Annotated in this window: 15 protein-coding genes; all 15 read right to left on the bottom strand. The window is 68.4% G+C overall.

Translation table 11 applies throughout. The features are described from left to right. Positions 1-86: 86 nt before the first annotated feature. The 15 genes from IEX05_RS04045 to rpsA all read right to left on the bottom strand — a co-directional run bounded on the left by IEX05_RS04045 (position 87) and on the right by rpsA (position 17,391). A complete protein-coding gene (locus IEX05_RS04045; RefSeq protein WP_188700106.1) occupies positions 87-713 on the bottom strand; it encodes a superoxide dismutase in 627 nt (208 codons plus the stop codon). 114 nt (positions 714-827) lie between these two features. After that, the gene (gene whiA / locus IEX05_RS04040; protein ID WP_188700105.1) at positions 828-1,808 is read right to left on the bottom strand and encodes a DNA-binding protein WhiA; all 981 of its coding nucleotides are present in this window, start codon (positions 1,806-1,808) and stop codon (positions 828-830) included. A gap of 115 nt (positions 1,809-1,923) precedes the next feature. Next, a complete protein-coding gene (gene rapZ / locus IEX05_RS04035; protein WP_188700104.1) occupies positions 1,924-2,802 on the bottom strand; it encodes an RNase adapter RapZ in 879 nt (292 codons plus the stop codon). A 22-nt stretch (positions 2,803-2,824) separates the two neighbouring features. Next, the gene (uvrC, locus tag IEX05_RS04030; RefSeq protein ID WP_188700103.1) at positions 2,825-4,681 is read right to left on the bottom strand and encodes an excinuclease ABC subunit UvrC; all 1,857 of its coding nucleotides are present in this window, start codon (positions 4,679-4,681) and stop codon (positions 2,825-2,827) included. A 3-nt stretch (positions 4,682-4,684) separates the two neighbouring features. After that, entirely contained in the window at positions 4,685-7,567 is a 2,883-nt protein-coding gene (uvrA, locus tag IEX05_RS04025) for an excinuclease ABC subunit UvrA (RefSeq protein WP_188700102.1), read from the bottom strand. 49 nt (positions 7,568-7,616) lie between these two features. Further along, the gene (locus IEX05_RS04020; protein ID WP_188700101.1) at positions 7,617-8,114 is read right to left on the bottom strand and encodes a hypothetical protein; all 498 of its coding nucleotides are present in this window, start codon (positions 8,112-8,114) and stop codon (positions 7,617-7,619) included. Then, complete coding sequence (locus tag IEX05_RS04015) at positions 8,111-9,358, bottom strand: DUF58 domain-containing protein (RefSeq protein WP_229661115.1); 1,248 nt, start codon at positions 9,356-9,358, stop codon at positions 8,111-8,113. The genes IEX05_RS04020 and IEX05_RS04015 overlap by 4 nt, the downstream gene beginning before the upstream one ends. After that, on the bottom strand, positions 9,355-10,320 hold the full coding sequence (locus tag IEX05_RS04010; protein ID WP_188700100.1) for an AAA family ATPase: 966 nt from the start codon (positions 10,318-10,320) through the stop codon (positions 9,355-9,357). The genes IEX05_RS04015 and IEX05_RS04010 overlap by 4 nt, the downstream gene beginning before the upstream one ends. Further along, positions 10,317-10,781, bottom strand: coding sequence for a hypothetical protein (locus IEX05_RS04005; protein ID WP_188700099.1), 465 nt, complete (start codon positions 10,779-10,781; stop codon positions 10,317-10,319). The genes IEX05_RS04010 and IEX05_RS04005 overlap by 4 nt, the downstream gene beginning before the upstream one ends. After that, positions 10,778-11,470: a DUF4129 domain-containing protein gene (locus tag IEX05_RS04000; protein ID WP_188700098.1), complete on the bottom strand. Its 693-nt coding sequence runs from the start codon at positions 11,468-11,470 to the stop codon at positions 10,778-10,780. The genes IEX05_RS04005 and IEX05_RS04000 overlap by 4 nt, the downstream gene beginning before the upstream one ends. 50 nt (positions 11,471-11,520) lie before the next feature. Further along, on the bottom strand, positions 11,521-13,608 hold the full coding sequence (gene uvrB, locus IEX05_RS03995) for an excinuclease ABC subunit UvrB (RefSeq protein ID WP_188700097.1): 2,088 nt from the start codon (positions 13,606-13,608) through the stop codon (positions 11,521-11,523). A gap of 152 nt (positions 13,609-13,760) precedes the next feature. Then, positions 13,761-14,360: a dephospho-CoA kinase gene (gene coaE, locus IEX05_RS03990; RefSeq protein WP_188700096.1), complete on the bottom strand. Its 600-nt coding sequence runs from the start codon at positions 14,358-14,360 to the stop codon at positions 13,761-13,763. Positions 14,361-14,378: 18 nt separating this feature from the next. Next, on the bottom strand, positions 14,379-15,248 hold the full coding sequence (locus IEX05_RS03985) for a hypothetical protein (protein WP_188700095.1): 870 nt from the start codon (positions 15,246-15,248) through the stop codon (positions 14,379-14,381). 59 nt (positions 15,249-15,307) lie between these two features. Next, the gene (locus IEX05_RS03980; protein WP_188700094.1) at positions 15,308-15,805 is read right to left on the bottom strand and encodes a hypothetical protein; all 498 of its coding nucleotides are present in this window, start codon (positions 15,803-15,805) and stop codon (positions 15,308-15,310) included. Positions 15,806-15,936: 131 nt separating this feature from the next. After that, a complete protein-coding gene (rpsA, locus tag IEX05_RS03975; protein WP_188700093.1) occupies positions 15,937-17,391 on the bottom strand; it encodes a 30S ribosomal protein S1 in 1,455 nt (484 codons plus the stop codon). Positions 17,392-17,599 lie beyond the last annotated feature (208 nt).

Raw genomic sequence — 17,599 nt, 5'->3', positions numbered from 1 at the left:
GGGTATATGCCTGAGAACAGGCGATTTATGGGTTGATGAGGGAGCACCGGGCCCTCAGAACCGCACTCGTCGGGCCCGGTGTCGCGTCAGCGTGCGATCAGCAGGCCCGCGGTCTTCTCGCGGGCCGTGGCGAAGCGCTCGGCGACGTTGTCCCAGTTCACGATGTTCCAGAAGGCCTTGACGTAGTCGGCCTTGACGTTCTGGTAGTCGAGGTAGAACGCGTGCTCCCACATGTCGAGCAGCAGGATCGGCACCGTGCCGGCAGCGAACTGCGACTGCTGGTCGAAGAACTGCTGGATGATGAGGTTCTCGCCGATCGAGTCCCAGAACAGGCCGGCCCAGCCGGAGCCCTGGATGCCCAGTGCGGCAGCGTTGAACTGCCCCTGGAAGCCGTCGAACGAGCCGAAGTGCTCTTCGATCGCAGCAGCGATCTCGCCCTCCGGACGCTCCTGGCCCTCGGGGGTCAGGTTGGTCCAGAAGATCGAGTGGTTCGTGTGTCCGCCGAGATTGAACGCGAGGTCCTTCTCGAGCTTGTTGATCGCGCCGAAGTTACCGGTCGAGCGAGCCTCCGCGAGCTGCTCGAGCGCGGTGTTCGCGCCGCCGACGTAGGTTGCGTGGTGCTTCGAGTGGTGGAGCTCCATGATGCGACCGCTGATGTGCGGCTCGAGCGCACCGTAGTCGTAGCTGAGTTCGGGAAGAGTGTACGTGGCCATCATGCCTTCTCTCTTTGCCGGTTTCTCGGCATCGCACCTCGCGATCCGAGCGGACAATCTCATCCTACTGAAACGGAGGCGGTGCGGCGTACACGAATGACGCCGCGTGACCGGCTACTTCACGGCGCCGTCGACGGGCACGGCGGATTCGGTGCCCGGGATGTCGAGCGCGGCGGCGCGCTTGTCGGCCATCGCGAGCAGGCGGCGGATCCGGCCGGCGACGGCGTCCTTGGTGAGCGGCGGTTCCGCATGCTGGCCCAGCTCGTCCAGGCTGGCGTCGCGGTACGACAGGCGCAGCTGACCGGCCTGCTTGAGGTGGTCCGGCACCTCCTCGCCGAGGATCTCGAGCGCGCGCTCCACGCGCGCGCACGCGGCGACCGCGGCCTGCGCCGAGCGACGGAGGTTCGCGTCGTCGAAGTTCACGAGACGGTTCACACCGGCACGCACCTCGCGGCGCTGGCGCATCTCGTCCCAGCTCGCGGCGGCCTGCGTGGCGCCCATGGCGAGCAGCATCGAGCGGATCGCCTCCGAGTCGCGGATCACGACGCGCGGCACCCCCCGCACCTCGCGCTGCTTGGCCTGGATCCCGATGCGGTGGGCGGCGCCGACGAGCGCCATTCCCGCCTCGCCCGACGGGCACGCCACGTCGAGCGACGCCGAGCGACCCGGCTCGGAGACGGATCCGCTTGCGAGGAAGGCCCCACGCCAGACCGCGGCGAGGTCGTCCGGGTTGCCCGTCGTGAGACGGTTCGGCAGCCCCCGCACGGGGCGTCGCCGCTGGTCCAGCAGGCCCGTCTGCCGTGCGAGCTGCTCGCCGCCGTGCACGACGCGGACCGCGAAGCGCTCTCCCTCCCGCGCGCCCGACGCCTGGATGTGCGCAAGCTCGGGGCGGACCCCGTAGATCTCCGCGATGTCGCGAGCGGTGCGGATCGCGAGGCGGCGATCGTCGACCTCTGCCTCGACCGCGACGCGCCCGGCGATCGAGTGCAGGCCCCCCGCGAAGCGCAAAAGCGCGGTCGTCTCGGCCACGCGAACGGTCGGTCGCGGGTCGCGGACAGAGATCAGCTCAGCCTTCACTTCGGCAGTCAGTGCCACGGAACTCCTCACTCAAAAAACGTGTGCGCTCCAACGGGAGCGGGCCATTAAGCCTACCGGCCGACCCCCGCGAAAACCGTGGCAGAACTCCCAGCGGACAGCGGTATGAACGCTGTTATTCGCGGCCGAGATCCCGGTGGCGAACCCGTACGCGAAGGTCGGATTCGGAGGCCAGGCGCTCGCCGAGCGCGAGGGCCATGGCGACCGAGCGGTGCTTGCCGCCCGTACACCCGATGGCGATCATCGAGTGGCTCTTGTTCTCGCGCTGATAGCCGGCGAGGATCGGCCGGAGCGCTGCGACGTAGGCGTCGAGGAACTCCTCGGCGCCCTCCTGCTCGAGGACGTAGTCGCTGACGGCCTGATCCTCCCCCGTCAGCGGGCGGAGTTCGTCGATCCAGAACGGGTTCGGCAGGAACCGCATATCGGCGACGAGGTCGGCGTCGACGGGGAGCCCGTACTTGAAACCGAAGCTGAGGATCGTCGTGCGGTGGCGCGGGGCGCCGTCCTCGGTCACGAGATCGGAGATGCGGTTGGCGAGCTGGTGGACGTTGAGGTTCGATGTGTCGATCGTGACGTCGCTGCGGTCGCGGATCGCCTGCACCTGCCGGCGTTCCTCATGGATCCCGTCGAGGATCGTGCCGTCCGCCTGCAGCGGATGCGGGCGACGCACCTGCTCGAAGCGTCGCACGAGCGCGTCGTCCGAGGCGTCGAGGAACACGATGCGGAGGTTGTTCGCCTCGCGCAGATTGTGCACGATCTGGGCGAGGTCGGCGAACATCTCGCCGCCGCGCACGTCGACGACCGCGGCGATGCGCGGCAGCTTGCCGTCGATCCGGCCCGCGAGCTCCAGCAGCGGGCGCAGCATCTGCGGCGGCAGGTTGTCGACCACGTACCATCCGTGGTCCTCCAGCGCGTCGGCAGCGGTCGACCGGCCGGCACCGGACATACCGGTGACGATCAGAACCTCGCCCTGCGTCTGGATGCTGCCGCTCACGTCAGCCACACTATCGCGCCTGTCACCCGCGTGCGAGATGCGAGTGGATGGTGTGCGCGAGCTTCTCGCCGATGCCGGGCAATTCCTCGATCTGCTGGGGTGTCGCCTCGCGGAGCGCCGCGACGGATCCGAAGTGCTTCAGCAGCGCCTTGATGCGGGCATCCCCGAGCCCCGGGATCTCCGCGAGCACCGTGCGGATGTCACGCTTGCGACGCGCGCGCTGATGCGTGATCGCGAAGCGGTGGGCCTCGTCGCGGAGCCTCTGCACCAGGTACAGCGCCTCCGAGGTGCGCGGCAGGATCACCGGGTAGTCGTCGTCGGGGAGCCAGAGCTCCTCCAGCCGCTTGGCGATGCCCGCGAGGGCAATCTCCGTATGCCCCGACTCGGCGAGGGCGCGGGCCGCCGCGTTGACCTGTGGCTGACCGCCATCGACGAGGAGCAGCTGCGGCGGATAGGAGAATCGCGGCTTACCCGTCTGCTCCGGGTCGCCGGATTCGTCGAGTCGCGCGAGGCGGCGGCTCAGCACCTGATAGATGCTGTCGGTGTCATCCGTCGTCTCGGCGATGCCGAAGGTGCGGTACTGATCCTTACGGGGCAGCCCGTCCTCGAACACGACCATCGAACCGACGACGTTGGTGCCCTGCAGGTGCGAGATGTCGTAGCACTCGATCCTCAGCGGCGCATCGCTCATGCCGAGCGCCTCCTGGAGATCGGCGAGCGCCTGCGTGCGCGTGGTGTAGTCGCTGGTGCGCTGCGACTTGTGACGCACGAGCGCCTGCTGGGCGTTGAGGGTCGCGTTGCGCATCAGCTCGGCACGCTGGCCCCGCATGGCGTCGGTGATCTCGACGCGGGTACCGCGGCGGGCGCTGAGGAACTCTTCCAGCTCGGCCTTCGTCGCGGGGGCCTCGGGCACGAGCACGCGACGGGGGATGTCGCCGCCGCGCACATCGCCGTAGGTGCGCTGGAGCACCTGGTCGACGAGTTCGCCGTCCGTCAGGTCGAGCTCCTTCTCCACGATGTGGCTGCTAGCACCGCGCACGCGCCCGCCGCGGATGATGAAGTGATGCACCGCGGCATCGAGCTCGTCGCCGGCGATCCCGAACAGGTCGGCGTCCTCGTGATCGGGCAGCACGAGGGCGCTCTTGGTCAGCACCGCGTCGATCGACTCGAGCTTGTCCCGGTAGACGGCGGCCTGTTCGAAGTCGAGCGCCGCCGCGGCCGCGCGCATCCTCTTCGTCAGCTCGACCGTGAACCGCTCGTCACCGCCCTGCATGAAGGCGACGAAGTCCTCGACGATCTGGCGGTGTTCCGCGATCGACACCTTCATCGAGCAGGGGCCGCCGCACTTGCCGATCTGGCCAGGAAAACACGGGCGGCCGGTCTGCATCGCGCGCTTGTACTGCGAGTCGTTGCAGGTGCGGATCGGGAAGACCTTGAGCATGAGGTCGATCGTGTCGCGCACCGCCCAGACCTTCGGATACGGTCCGAAGTACTTCGCTCCGCGGATCTTGCGATTGCGCGTGACCATGACCCGCGGCGCCTCGTCCGCGAGGGTTACCGCGAGGAAGGGATACGACTTATCGTCGCGGTACTTGACGTTGAAGGGCGGGTTGTACTGCTTGATCCACTGATACTCGAGCTGCAGCGAGTCGACGTCGGTCGGCACGACCGTCCAGTCGACCTTCGTCGCCGTGAGCACCATGCGGCGCGTGCGCTCGTGCAGCGTCTCGAGCGGAGCGAAGTAGTTCGACAGCCTCTGCCGCAGGTTCTTGGCCTTGCCGACGTAGAGCACCCGGTCGTCGTCGCCGCGGAAGCGGTACACACCCGGGTTTGTCGGGATCTCCCCCGGCGCCGGCTTGTAGGGCAGGACGTCAGCCATCGCCTATTTCCCGCGCGGCGTCAGGCCGAGCGTCTCCGCGAGGAACGCCCCCGTGTGGCTGTCGGGGTTCTTCGCAACCTGCTCGGGCGTGCCTGTGGCGACGATCGTGCCGCCGCCGGATCCGCCCTCGGGGCCCAGGTCGACGATCCAGTCGGCCGACTTGATGACGTCGAGGTTGTGCTCGATGACGATCACCGAGTTGCCCTTATCGACGAGACCGTTGAGCACCTGCAGGAGCTTGTTGACGTCCTCGAAGTGCAGGCCCGTCGTCGGCTCGTCGAGCACGTAGACGCTGCGACCCCTGCTGCGCTTCTGCAGCTCGGTCGCGAGCTTCACGCGCTGCGCCTCGCCGCCGGAGAGCGTCGTGGCAGCTTGACCGAGGCGCACATAGCCGAGGCCCACGTCGACGAGGGTGCTCATGTAGCGGTGGATCGCCTGAATCGGTTCGAAGAACTCGGCCGCCTCCGCGATCGACATCTCGAGCACCTCGGCGATGTTCTTGCCCTTGTAGTGCACCTGCAGCGTGTCGCGGTTGTAGCGCTTGCCGCCGCACACCTCGCAGTCGACATAGACGTCGGGCAGGAAGTTCATCTCGATCTTCAGCGTGCCATCGCCCGAGCAGGCCTCGCAGCGCCCGCCCTTGACGTTGAAGCTGAAACGGCCCGCCTGGTAGCCGCGCACCTTCGCCTCGGGCGTCTCGGCGAAGAGGTTGCGGATCCGGTCGAAGACGCCCGTGTAGGTCGCCGGGTTCGAGCGGGGGGTGCGACCGATGGGGGCCTGATCGACGTGCACGACCTTGTCGAGGTGTTCAAGCCCCGTCACCCGCTTGTGCTTGCCCGGGACCGTGCGGGCACCGTTGAGCTTCTGCGCGAGCACCTGGTACAGGATGTCGTTGATCAGCGTCGACTTGCCGGATCCGGACACGCCGGTCACGGCCGTCATCACGCCGAGCGGGATCTCCGCATCGACGTCCTTGAGGTTGTTCTCGCGCGCGCCCACGACCGTGAGCATGCGCTTCTTGTCGATCTTGCGGCGCTTCTTGGGCGTCTCGATCGCGCGCCGGCCCGCGAGGTAGTCGCCGGTGATCGAGCGCTGCTCGTCGCCGAGGCGCTCGTACGGGCCGGAGTGGATGACCTCGCCGCCGCCGACACCCGCGAGGGGGCCGATGTCGACGATCCAGTCGCTCGCCTCGATCGTCTCCTCATCGTGTTCGACGACGACGAGCGTGTTCCCGAGGTCGCGGAGTGCCTCGAGCGTGCCGATGAGGCGGCGGTTGTCGCGCTGGTGCAGACCGATCGACGGCTCGTCGAGCACGTACAGCACGCCCGTGAGGCCCGTACCGATCTGCGTCGCGAGCCGGATCCGCTGCGCCTCGCCGCCCGAGAGCGAACCCGCGGCGCGGCTGAGGGTGAGGTAGTTCAGCCCCACGCGGAGCAAGAACTCGAGGCGCACGCGGATCTCGCGCAGCACCTGCGCGGCGATCTGCGCCTCGCGCTCGGTGAGTTCGATGGAGTTCACGAGCTCCATCGTCTGGTCGAGACTCAGGTCGGCGGTCTCGGCGATCGAACGGCCGGCGACCTTGACCGCGAGCACCTCGGGCTTCAGCCGCGCGCCGCGGCACACGGAGCAGGGAATCTCGCGCAGGTAATCGGCCCAGCGTCCGCGCTGGGCCTCGGACTCGGCCTGCGCGTACTGCCGCTCGATGTAGGGGACGACGCCCTCGAAGCCGCTGGCGTAGCGCACCTCGCGACCCCAGCGGTTCTTGTAGCGGACGTTGACCTTGTAGTCCTGACCGTAGAGCACCGCCTCGCGCACCGACTCGGGCAGACCCGCCCACGGGGTGTTCAGCGAGAAGTTGAGGTCCTCCGACAAACCCACCATGAGCCGCTCGAAGTACTGTGCGAGCCCCTTACCCTGGGTCGACCAGGGGATGATGACGCCCTCCGCGATCGACAGTTCGTCGTCGGCGAGCATGAGGTCGACGTCGACCGACATCTTCGTTCCGAGGCCCGAGCAGGCCGGGCAGGCGCCGAATGGCGCGTTGAACGAGAAGGTGCGCGGCTCGATCTCGGTCAGCTGCAGCGCGTGACCGTTGGGGCAGGCCAGGTTCTCGCTGAAGGACTGCCAGGCGTCGTCACCGGATTCGTCGACGTAGTTGACCTGGATCACGCCGCCAGCGAGGTCACGGGCCGTCTCGACCGAGTCCGTCACGCGGCCGATCATGCTCTCGCCGCGCGCGACGAGTCGGTCGACGACGACCGAGATGTCGTGCTTGTAGCTCTTCTTCAGCACGGGCGGCTCCGAGAGCTGCACCATCTCGCCGTCGACGATCGCGCGGGCGAAACCCTTCGACGCCAGCTCCGCGAACAGGTCGACGAACTCGCCCTTCTTCTGGCTCACGACGGGCGCGACGACCTGATAGCGGGTGCCCTCGGGCAGGGCGATGAGCTGATCGGCGATCTGTTGCACGGTCTGCCGCTCGATGACCGCGTCGCACACGGGGCAGTGCGGGATCCCGACGCGCGCCCAGAGCAGACGCATGTAGTCGTAGATCTCGGTGATGGTGCCGACGGTCGAGCGAGGGTTGCGGTTGGTCGACTTCTGATCGATCGAGACCGCGGGGCTCAGCCCTTCGATCGCGTCGACGTCGGGCCGGTCCACCTGGCCGAGGAACTGGCGCGCGTAGGCGCTCAGCGACTCGACGTAGCGGCGCTGTCCTTCCGCGAAGATCGTGTCAAACGCGAGCGACGATTTCCCGGACCCGGACAGGCCCGTGAACACGATCATCTTGTCGCGAGGGATCTCCAGATCGACGTTCTTGAGATTGTGTACGCGCGCCCCGCGTACGGTGATCTTCTGGTCGGTTTCCACGGGAATGATCGGCACGGGATCTATCCTATTCGAAACTTTGTTCGTGAGGGTCGATTTCGCGCCCTCAGCGGGCGCGCCGCAGCAGAATGATGGCGAGCAGCGCCACGGCGAGCGCGCCGACGGGGGCCGCCCAGGCGATGCCCGCTCCGACGGCGCGTGGCATGACGAGCACCGCCGCGGCGACGAGCTGCGAGACGAGCTGCACCCCGAGCCAGCGCGCCGCGGTCGGCCGGAGCGCGGCGAGCGCGACGCGACTGCGGGCGGGGATCGCGAGTGCGAGGCTCGCCAGCACGTGCAGCGCGTGCACGGCAGCGATCGCCACGGCGGTGCGCCATGGCGATACCTCCCCCGCCAGCAGTGCGACGGGCAGGACGAGCAGCGCGACCCAGGCCATGCCGGAGCGCGGGAGGACCGCCCCCGCGACGGCGACGAGAACGAGGGTCACCTGCCAGAACGGCGCGGGCTGCAGCGCGGCGGCGGCACCCGCGGCGACGGCGACAGCCGCCGCCCGAAGGACGACGCCGCTGACCGCGGGCCCGATGACGATCTGGTCGCGCCTCATCGCCGCGCCCCCGTCCGTGCCCGGGCGATCATGCCCAGCGCGACGGCCGCATCGGCGCCCCATCGCACGCGCTCCACGCCGGCGGCCGCGAGATCGCGGAAGACCTCGTCGCGTTCGGCGAGGACGATCCGCAGGGAGAGCGCCTGCGGTTCCGTGAGCCGCGAGGTGTCGAGATCCGGGAGGGTGTCGACCGCGATGACGCGGTGCCCCGCGGCGCGCCACATCAGTGCGAGCTCCGCCGCGGCGCCGTCGAAGAAGGTCGAGAGAACGGCGATGACGGAGCCGTGCGGCACGGGCGGCGTGCGCCGGTAGCGGCTGTCGTCGCCCGATTGCCCCGTGTCGGCGATCGCCGCGACGAGCCGGGCGAGGTGTCGGGATCCCGTGCCGCCGCGCACCGACCGACCGCCCTGAACGAGCACGTGGTACGCGACGCGGTCTGCCGTCGCGACCGCCGCGGTCGCGATCGACCGCGCCGCCTCGCGGGCGTGATCGAGCGACGTCGTGCCGCTGCGTTCCAGGTCGTCGGTGCCCCACGTGGCAACGACCTCGCCGAGGTCGTCGGCGGTGTCGACCGCGATCACCACGGACGCGTCGCTCAGCGAGTTCGTGCGCCGCACGAGCAGCTCGCCGGGCCGTCGCGCGGCGCGCGCGGTCGCGCGCCAGTCGACCCGGCGGAGCTCGTCACCCGGCGCGAACGGGTGGATGTCGCGGAAGTCGCCGCCCTGACCGCGCCGCGAACCCTCGTGGGATCCGTGCAGCCCGGTGAGACGCGGGGCGAGAGGAAGCGCCGGCAGGGCGCGCTCCGGGGGCGCCACCGCTCGGCGCTGCACCACGGGACGCCACTCGTCGCCGACGACGGCGGCGTCGCCATCGAGCAAGCGCCCCGTCACACTGGTGGATTCGACGGGGCCGGAGTGCAGCGCGGCGGTGCGAGACGTCACGCGGGCGGTTCCGGGCACGACAACGCGCCGGGTGCGCCGCGACGACTGCACAATCTCCAGCTCGACCATCTCGGCGCCGCACGCGACGACGATCTCGTCCGAGAGCACGCCGACCTCCTCATCCGGGAGCGGGCGGACCCGGACGCGCTCGTCGTTGAGGCCGCGAGGCGGCCGCACGACGACAAGAGACCAGAGCGCGAGCGGCAGCGCCAGCGCGACGACGTCGGGGCGCGAGAAGATCAGGCCGACGCCGGCCAGAGCGATCGCACCCCCGATCGCGCCGACGAACGCCGGGCTCCTCACGCGGCGGCGCCCACCGTCGGCGGCACCGCGACCTCGCGCATCACGGTCTCCACGATGCGCTGGGGATCGACGCCCTGCGCCCAGGCCTGCGGGGTCAGTGTCAGGCGGTGCGCAAGCACCGGCACGGCAACGCGCTTGATGTCGTCGGGGCGCACGTACTCACGCCCGTCGAGCGCCGCAAGCGCACGCCCCAGGAGCAGGAGCGACTGGGATCCGCGCGGCGAGGATCCCACGGCGACGTGCTGCACCGCCCGCGTCGATCGCGCGACGTCGACGCAGTAGCGCGCGACGTCCGGGTCGACGTGGATCGCCTCGACGGCCGCCTGCATCGCCCGCAGTCCCTCGGCGTCGATCACCGGATCCACGTGCGTCTCCTCGGTGCGCCGCGCGACGCGGCCCATGAGGATCCGTGCCTCGTCGTCCGGCTCCGGGTATCCGACCGACAGTCGCACCATGAAGCGGTCGAGCTGCGCCTCCGGAAGGGCGTAGGTGCCCTCGTACTCCACCGGGTTCGAGGTGGCGATGACGTGAAACGGCTTGCGGAGCGGGAAGCTCGTGCCCTCGACGGTCACCTGACGCTCGGCCATCGCCTCGAGCATCGACGACTGCGTCTTGGGCGTCGTGCGGTTGATCTCGTCGGCCAGCAGCAGGCCCGTGAAGATCGGGCCGGGGCGGAAGACGAACTCGCCCGTATCGGGCGCATAAACGTACGAGCCTGTGACATCGCCTGGCAGCATGTCCGGCGTGCACTGCAATCGCCGGAAGTCGAGTCCGAGCGCGGAGGCGAGACTGCGGGCCGCGACGGTTTTCCCGAGCCCGGGGACATCCTCGAAGAGCACATGCCCCCCGGCCAGGATCGCGCCGAGGGCGATCTCGAGTGGGTCGTCCATGCCGACGACGACGGTCCGCACCGCGTCGAGAACCTTCGCGCCCGTCTCGGCGATCTCGGTCGTGCTGATCATGGCGTCTCCTGAGTGTCGGTGTGGGTGTCAGAGTCAGTGGCCGCGAATGCGCGGTCGATGTCGGCGGAACTGGCCTTGCGCGTCGAGAGCCTCGCCCACACCCCCGGGCCGAGGATCTCGTCGACCCGCTGCGGCTGGGTGTCCGGATCGACGCCGCGGCGGGCGAGACGACGGCGCAGCACCGCGCGTGCACGGCGAGCGACGATCTCTCCGGCGAGCTGCGTGCGCGGGTTGAAGCCCCACGCGAGTCGGGAGATCTCGGATCCACGGCTGACCGTCTCCGGACGATGACGCGGCGAGGGCGGCACGGCCGCGGCACCGCGCAGAATCATGAGAAGCGTCGCCGTCCCCGCCAGGAGGCCGTAGCCGAGCGCGAAGAGCGGCTCGAGCCCGACCATCGTGAGCACGATGGTTGCCAGGATCGTCGCGACGGCGGCCCAGGCGAGGCGCGCAAGACTCATCGCCAGCCCTCCTCGATCGCGTCGAGAGCTCGGCGAGCCGCGGCGCGATCGTCCTCCGTGGCGACCCGCCCGGCGAAGCGCACCCTCTCGTAGAGGCCGAGCAGCGCGCGGGCGTCGGCGGCGATTGCCTCGCGCCGGGTGATGATCCGCAGAGCGAACTCGGCCGGGGTCTCGGCGGCGCCGCGCACGAGCCCCGCGTCGGCGGCGCTCTGCTCGAGACCGACCCAGGCGGCCACGATGGCGTCGGACGGAGCCGCGTGCTCGTCGATCTCGCGCCGTGCGGACGCGATACCGCGACGGATCTCGGGCGCTGCGACCTCGGGGTCGGGCTCGGCCTCGGTCGCGAACGTCTCGACGCCGGGGGCCTCGGCGTCGCGCCGCGGGGTGCGCGCGAGCCAGGCGCGGACGAGTGCGCGCACGAGGAAGAACAGCAGAACTGCGACGACCGCCGCGCCGAGCGCGGCCAGGATCCAGCCGACGAGCGATCCGCCCTCCTCCGCCAGGCGCGGCATCAGATCGGGTAGGGGGCTCTCGCTCGGGGCGGGCGGGAGGTTGGGGACGTCCCGCCCGCCGCCGGTCTCGAATTTCCAATCGGGCGGGTCGAAGCGCGGGGTGCCCTGCGCCGCCGCCGCGAACATCGCGACGATGACGAGGATCACCGTCGCCGCGGGCGCCCACCATCGCCTCATGCGCGCGGATCCACGACCTGGCGACGATGCATGCCCCCTACCCTAGCGGTCTACGCGTGCCCCGCCTGTTCCATCTGCCGCAGCGCAGACTTCAGGTCGCTGACCTCGTCGCGCAGGCGCGCGGCGAGCTCGAACTTGAGCTGCTCCGCGGCGAGAACCATCTGTTGGGTGAGGTCGGCGATCGTCTCCTCGAGCTGCTCCGCACCCTCGGCGCCGATTCCATCGTGCTTCTTGAGCGGCGTCGCGGCCCTGCCGCGGCCGCCGTCCTTCCCCCGCGGATCCCGCTTGCGCTTGGCCAGCAGCTCCGCCGTGTCGGCCTCCTCGCGGGCGAGCTGGTCGGTGATGTCGGCGATCTTCTTGCGGAGCGGCTGCGGATCGATGCCGTGCTCGCGGTTGTAGGCGAGCTGAATGTCGCGGCGACGCTCGGTCTCCTCGAGCGCGCGCTTCATCGAATCGGTGATCCGATCGGCGTACATGTGCACCTCGCCGGAGACGTTTCGTGCGGCACGACCGATCGTCTGGATGAGCGAGGTGGTGCTGCGCAGGAACCCCTCCTTGTCGGCGTCGAGGATCGCCACGAGCGAGACCTCTGGCAGGTCGAGGCCCTCGCGGAGGAGGTTGATGCCGACGAGCACGTCGTACACGCCTTGGCGCAGCTCCGTGAGCAGCTCGACGCGGCGCAGCGTGTCGACGTCGCTGTGCAGGTACCGCACGCGCACGCCGTGCTCGTCGAGGAAGTCGGTGAGCTCTTCGGCCATCTTCTTCGTGAGCGTCGTCACGAGCACGCGCTCGTCGCGGGCGGCACGCACCCGAATCTCCTCGAGCAGGTCGTCGATCTGGCCTTCAATGGGCTTGATCACAACCTGCGGGTCGACGAGACCGGTCGGGCGGATGATCTGTTCGACCACGCCGTCCGCGATGTCCATCTCGTAGCGACCGGGCGTCGCGGAGAGGTAGACCGCCTGGCCGATCCGCTCCTTGAACTCGTCAAAGCGGAGCGGACGGTTGTCGAGGGCGCTCGGGAGGCGGAAGCCGTGATCGACGAGGGTGCGCTTGCGAGACGCGTCGCCCTCATACATCGCACCGATCTGCGGCACCGTGACGTGCGACTCGTCGATGACGATCACGAAGTCATCGGGGAAGAAGTCGAGGAGCGTGTGCGGCGGCTCGCCGGGCGCGCGGCCGTCGAGGTGGCGGGAGTAGTTCTCGATTCCAGAGCAGAACCCGATCTGCTGCAGCATCTCGAGATCGAAGCTCGTGCGCATCTTGAGGCGCTGCGCCTCGAGCAGCTTGCCCTGCTGCTCGAGCTCGGCCAGCCGCTCGGCGAGCTCCTCCTCGATCGTCTTGATCGCGCGCGCGACCGTGTCGACGCCCGCGGCGTAGTGCGTCGCGGGGAACACCGCGACGGCGTCCATGCGCTCGACGACCTCGCCGGTCAGCGGGTGGAGTTTCAGGATTTGTTCGATCTCGTCGCCGAACATCTCGATCCTGATCGCGTACTCCTCATACACCGGGATGATCTCGATCGTGTCGCCTCGCACGCGGAAGTTGCCGCGCGAGAAGTCGACGTCGTTGCGGTTGTACTGCATGTTGATGAACGCGCGGATCAGCGCGTCGCGGTCGTACTGCTCGCCCACCTGCAGCGCAACGAGGGAGCGCAGGTACTCCTCGGGGGATCCGAGGCCGTAGATACACGACACCGTGCTGACGACGATCACGTCGCGCCGGCTCAGCAGCGAGTTCGTCGTCGAGTGCCGCAGCCGTTCGACCTCCGCGTTGATCGACGAGTCCTTCTCGATGAAGGTGTCGGACTGCGGAACGTATGCCTCGGGCTGGTAGTAGTCGTAGTACGAGACGAAGTATTCGACGGCGTTGTTGGGCATCAGATCGCGGAACTCGTTCGCGAGCTGGGCCGCGAGCGTCTTGTTGTGCGCGAGCACGAGTGTCGGGCGCTGGATCTGCTCGATGAGCCACGCCGTCGTCGCCGACTTACCCGTTCCGGTCGCACCGAGCAGGACGATGTCGGTCTCACCGGCGTTGATGCGCGCTGCGAGCTCGGCGATGGCTTTGGGCTGGTCGCCCGAGGGCTCGTACTCGCTGATGACCTCGAAGGGCCGCACGCTGCGTCTGGTCTCCATGTATTAAGGCTATGCCGAACCTCCGACACGGGATCCGCGACCAGCGCCCGGATGCGTTCGCGCTCGCGCTCGGGCTCCGCCTCGCCGGCGGGCCGCGCCCGGCCGCTCGACGCGGACGGGGATCGGCGCCGGCTCGCCGCAACGCTCGCGATTCAATTCGCGCGGAGGTCGTCCCAGAGGCGGTCGGCCTGCTCGAGCGTGTGCTCGATCGTGCCGGAGGTGTCGATCACGACATCGGCGAGTGCCAATCGATCCTCGTCGGACGCCTGATTGCGGACCCGCGCCGCCGCGTCGTCGCGCGTCATGCCACGGTCGACGACCATGCGCTCGATGCGCACGGCGGCAGGCGCGTGCGCGACGACGATTCTGTCCCACTCCCCCGTTCCGCGCGCCTCGCGCAGCAGGGGCACGTCGTAGACCACGACGGCGTCCGGATCCGCAGCGAACGCCTCGCGGAACCGGCGCTGCGTCTCGTCGCGCACGGCCGGGTGCACGATCGCGTTGAGGGTCGCGAGCTTGTCGGGGTCGTCGAAGACGATGGATCCGAGGGCCGGGCGATTCAGCGATCCATCGGGGGCGACAACCCCCGGCCCGAAGGCGTCGACGATCTGTTCGAAGACGGGGCGACCCGGTTCCTGGAGCTCCCGCACGGTCCGATCCGCATCCACGACAACCGCCCCGTGCTCGGCGAGGCGACGGGCGATTGTGGACTTTCCCGAGGCGATGCCCCCGGTCAGGGCGATGAGCGGCATGAGTACGAGGTTACTCGTTCAACAACCGGGGCCCTGCGGATCCTCTTGGCACGTGCGTTCGACGAGATAGGACTGCTTCTCATAGATCTGCACCTCCGTTCCCGCGCCGCGCGAGACGATGTGCCCCGAGACGGGAAAGACGCCCCACTCGCCGAAGTCGACCGTCGCGACATAGGCGACGTCGACGGTCACGGTGACGACGCCCCGCTCTCCGTAGGTGTGACTCGACGCCGTGGGCGTGAGCTGCGGCTGGCCGAGCCCGTCCCACGTCGCAGCCGATCCCGGAATCTGTGTCTGCGTTCCATCGCCGTAGTCGATCGTGACGAGGTCGGGGGTGAAGGTGACGCTCACCGGCAGGTCGAAGAGGCTCCCGCCGACGGTGTGCGAGGCCACCTCGAATGCCACGTTCATCGGCGCATTCATGATCGCAACGCCAAACGGCTCGATCGTCGGGACGACAGGCTCCGGCGCGAAACTCGCGACATCTCGCTCGTCGATCTCGGCGGGGATATCGGGGGCCTCGGGTGCCACCGGCTCCGCCGGCAGAGCGGGCTCCTCGGGCTCCGGAGCAAGGTCGTCGACGCAGGAGTTGCCCAGCAGTTCTCCGCCCGAGTCCTCGCATTGCCAGCCGCCGTTCCCCGGCGCCGGCGGCGAGTTCGGATCCTGCGGGGCACCCGGCTCGCCGGGCGACGCGGGCGGGTTGGGGTTGTTGGGGTTCGGCCGGGGGTTGTTCGGTGCAGGTGGCTGGTTGGGGCTCGGGTTGCCGGGAGCCCCCGGATTGCCCGGGCGGAACTCCTCGAGTTCGAGGTTGTCGTCGTCGTTGCCGTCGCAGCCACCGAGCCTTAGCTCCTCAAAACTGCAGTCCGCGATCGCCGTAGCTGAATCCACCGTTGGTAGCCCTGGCAGGCCCGCGGCGCTCAACAATCCCACGATCATGAGGTCGAGCATCAACATACGTCGTCGTCGCTCTCATCGAGGTTTGCGAGGAGCATCGTCCCACCGACGGACATGAAACGCATTGAAACCGTATAGATCGGGTCTTCACGCGGTGATTCCCAACCATTTCCGTCAACGTTCACCTGAAAGTCGCTGTCGTCGACACAAACCCGGGCTTCAACGACGGCTGCTTCTCCCACTACCCTGTACTCGTCGTGTACGAAGGACCCCAGCTTGCTTTCACCTCGCACCTCGATCGAATCTTCAGTCCCCGAGTCTTGTGGCGAACGCTCGTAGTGGGCAAGCAAGTCACCAGTTATGTACTGTTTCTCTTCACTCTTGTCGCTCCCGATAGCACCAGCCGCCCAATACGCCCGAAACGTCTCCTCGGCTGCGGCGTAGGCGCTCTCTTCCGTCCATTCCGGCTCAGGCTCTGCCGCGGGCGTGCAGCCGACGAGCGCGGTGGTGACGAGAAGGACGAGCCCTGTTGCAGCGGTGAAACGAGACATGCCGACAGGCTAGACGAAATCGCGCGACGGCCTCGAAAGTTATCCACAGGCGATCTCTTCGCCGTGTGCATCGGCGAGTGGGAACGCAAAACGGGCCGGATCCCGAAGGATCCGGCCCGCTTCTGGCTTACTTAGTTGCCGGCGAGCTTCTCGCGGAGCGCCGCGAGAGCCTCGTCGTCAGCGAGGGCGCCGGTCGAGGAGCTCTCCGAGGAGAAGCTGCTCGATGCCGAGGGCGCGACGTCCTCAGCGTTTGCCTCGGCCTCGATGGCCTTGGCAACCTGCTCCTTGTGCTGCTCCCAGCGAGCCTGAGCCGATGCGTACTCGTTCTCCCAGGCGACGCGAGCCTCGTCGTAGCCCTCGAGCCACTGGTTGGTCTCGGGGTCGAAGCCCTCGGGGAACTTGTACTCGCCGTTCTCGTCGTACTCGGTGGTCATGCCGTAGAGCGACGGGTCGAACTCGGTACCGTTGGGGTCAACCATGTCGTTGGCCTGCTTCAGCGACAGCGAGATGCGGCGACGGTCGAGGTCGATGTCGATGACGCGGACGAAGAGCTCCTCGCCGACCGACACAACCTGCTCCGCCATCTCGACGTGCTTGTGCGACAGCTCCGAGATGTGCACGAGGCCCTCGATGCCGTCGGCGACGCGAACGAACGCACCGAACGGAACAAGCTTCGTGACCTTACCCGGCGTGATCTGACCGATCTGGTGGGTACGGGCGAAGACCTGCCACGGGTCCTCCTGCGTCGCCTTCAGCGACAGCGAGACGCGCTCGCGGTCGAGGTCGACCTCGAGAACCTCGACGGTGACTTCCTGACCAACCTCGACGACCTCGCTGGCGTGGTCGATGTGCTTCCAGGAAAGCTCCGAGACGTGGACGAGACCGTCAACGCCACCGAGGTCGACGAACGCACCGAAGTTGACGATCGACGAGACCTGACCCTTGCGGACCTGGCCCTTGTGCAGGCCGTTGAGGAACTGAGCACGCGTGGCCGACTGCGTCTCCTCGAGGAGGGCGCGGCGCGAGAGAACCACGTTGTTGCGGTTCTTGTCGAGCTCGAGGATCTTCGCCTCGAGCTCCTGGCCGAGGTACGGCGTCAGGTCGCGCACGCGGCGCAGCTCGATGAGCGAGGCGGGGAGGAAGCCGCGGAGACCGATGTCGAGGATGAGACCACCCTTGACGACCTCGATAACGGTGCCCTTGACGACACCGTCGTTCTCCTTGACCTGCTCGACATCGCCCCACGCGCGCTCGTACTGCGCACGCTTCTTCGACAGGATGAGGCGGCCTTCCTTGTCCTCCTTCTGGAGAACGAGGGCCTCGATCTGGTCACCCACGTTGACGACGTCGTCAGGGTTGACGTCGTGCTTGATGGAGAGCTCACGCGAGGGGATGACACCCTCGGTCTTGTACCCGACGTCGAGGAGAACCTCATCGCGGTCGATCTTGACGATCTCGCCCTCGATGATGTCGCCGTCGTTGAAGAACTTGAGAGTCTTCTCGACCGCGGCCAGGAAGTCCTCAGCAGAGCCGATGTCGTTGATCGCGACCTGCGTGGTGGCCGGGGCGGTCGTTTCGTTAGTCATGTAGTGGTTAGCCTTCAGGGGTCTATCTCGGGCTTGCGGATCCGCACCCGCGAGCAAGCGGGCGACGCTTCGTGGATCCGAAGCAGTTGGATTGGGATTGCCACGCGCGCGCACGACGCCCACGAGTGACACTCAAGAATAGCACAGCGGCCGCGTCGTCACGAGGGTTCTTCCGGGACGCGGCGCGCACTGCGGGGCGACACGGGTG

The organism is Microbacterium nanhaiense, from assembly GCF_014646015.1.
GTDB classification, from domain to species: domain Bacteria; phylum Actinomycetota; class Actinomycetes; order Actinomycetales; family Microbacteriaceae; genus Microbacterium; species Microbacterium nanhaiense.
Note: the sequence above shows the minus strand (reverse complement) of the source record. Positions and strands in the feature narration are given on the sequence as shown.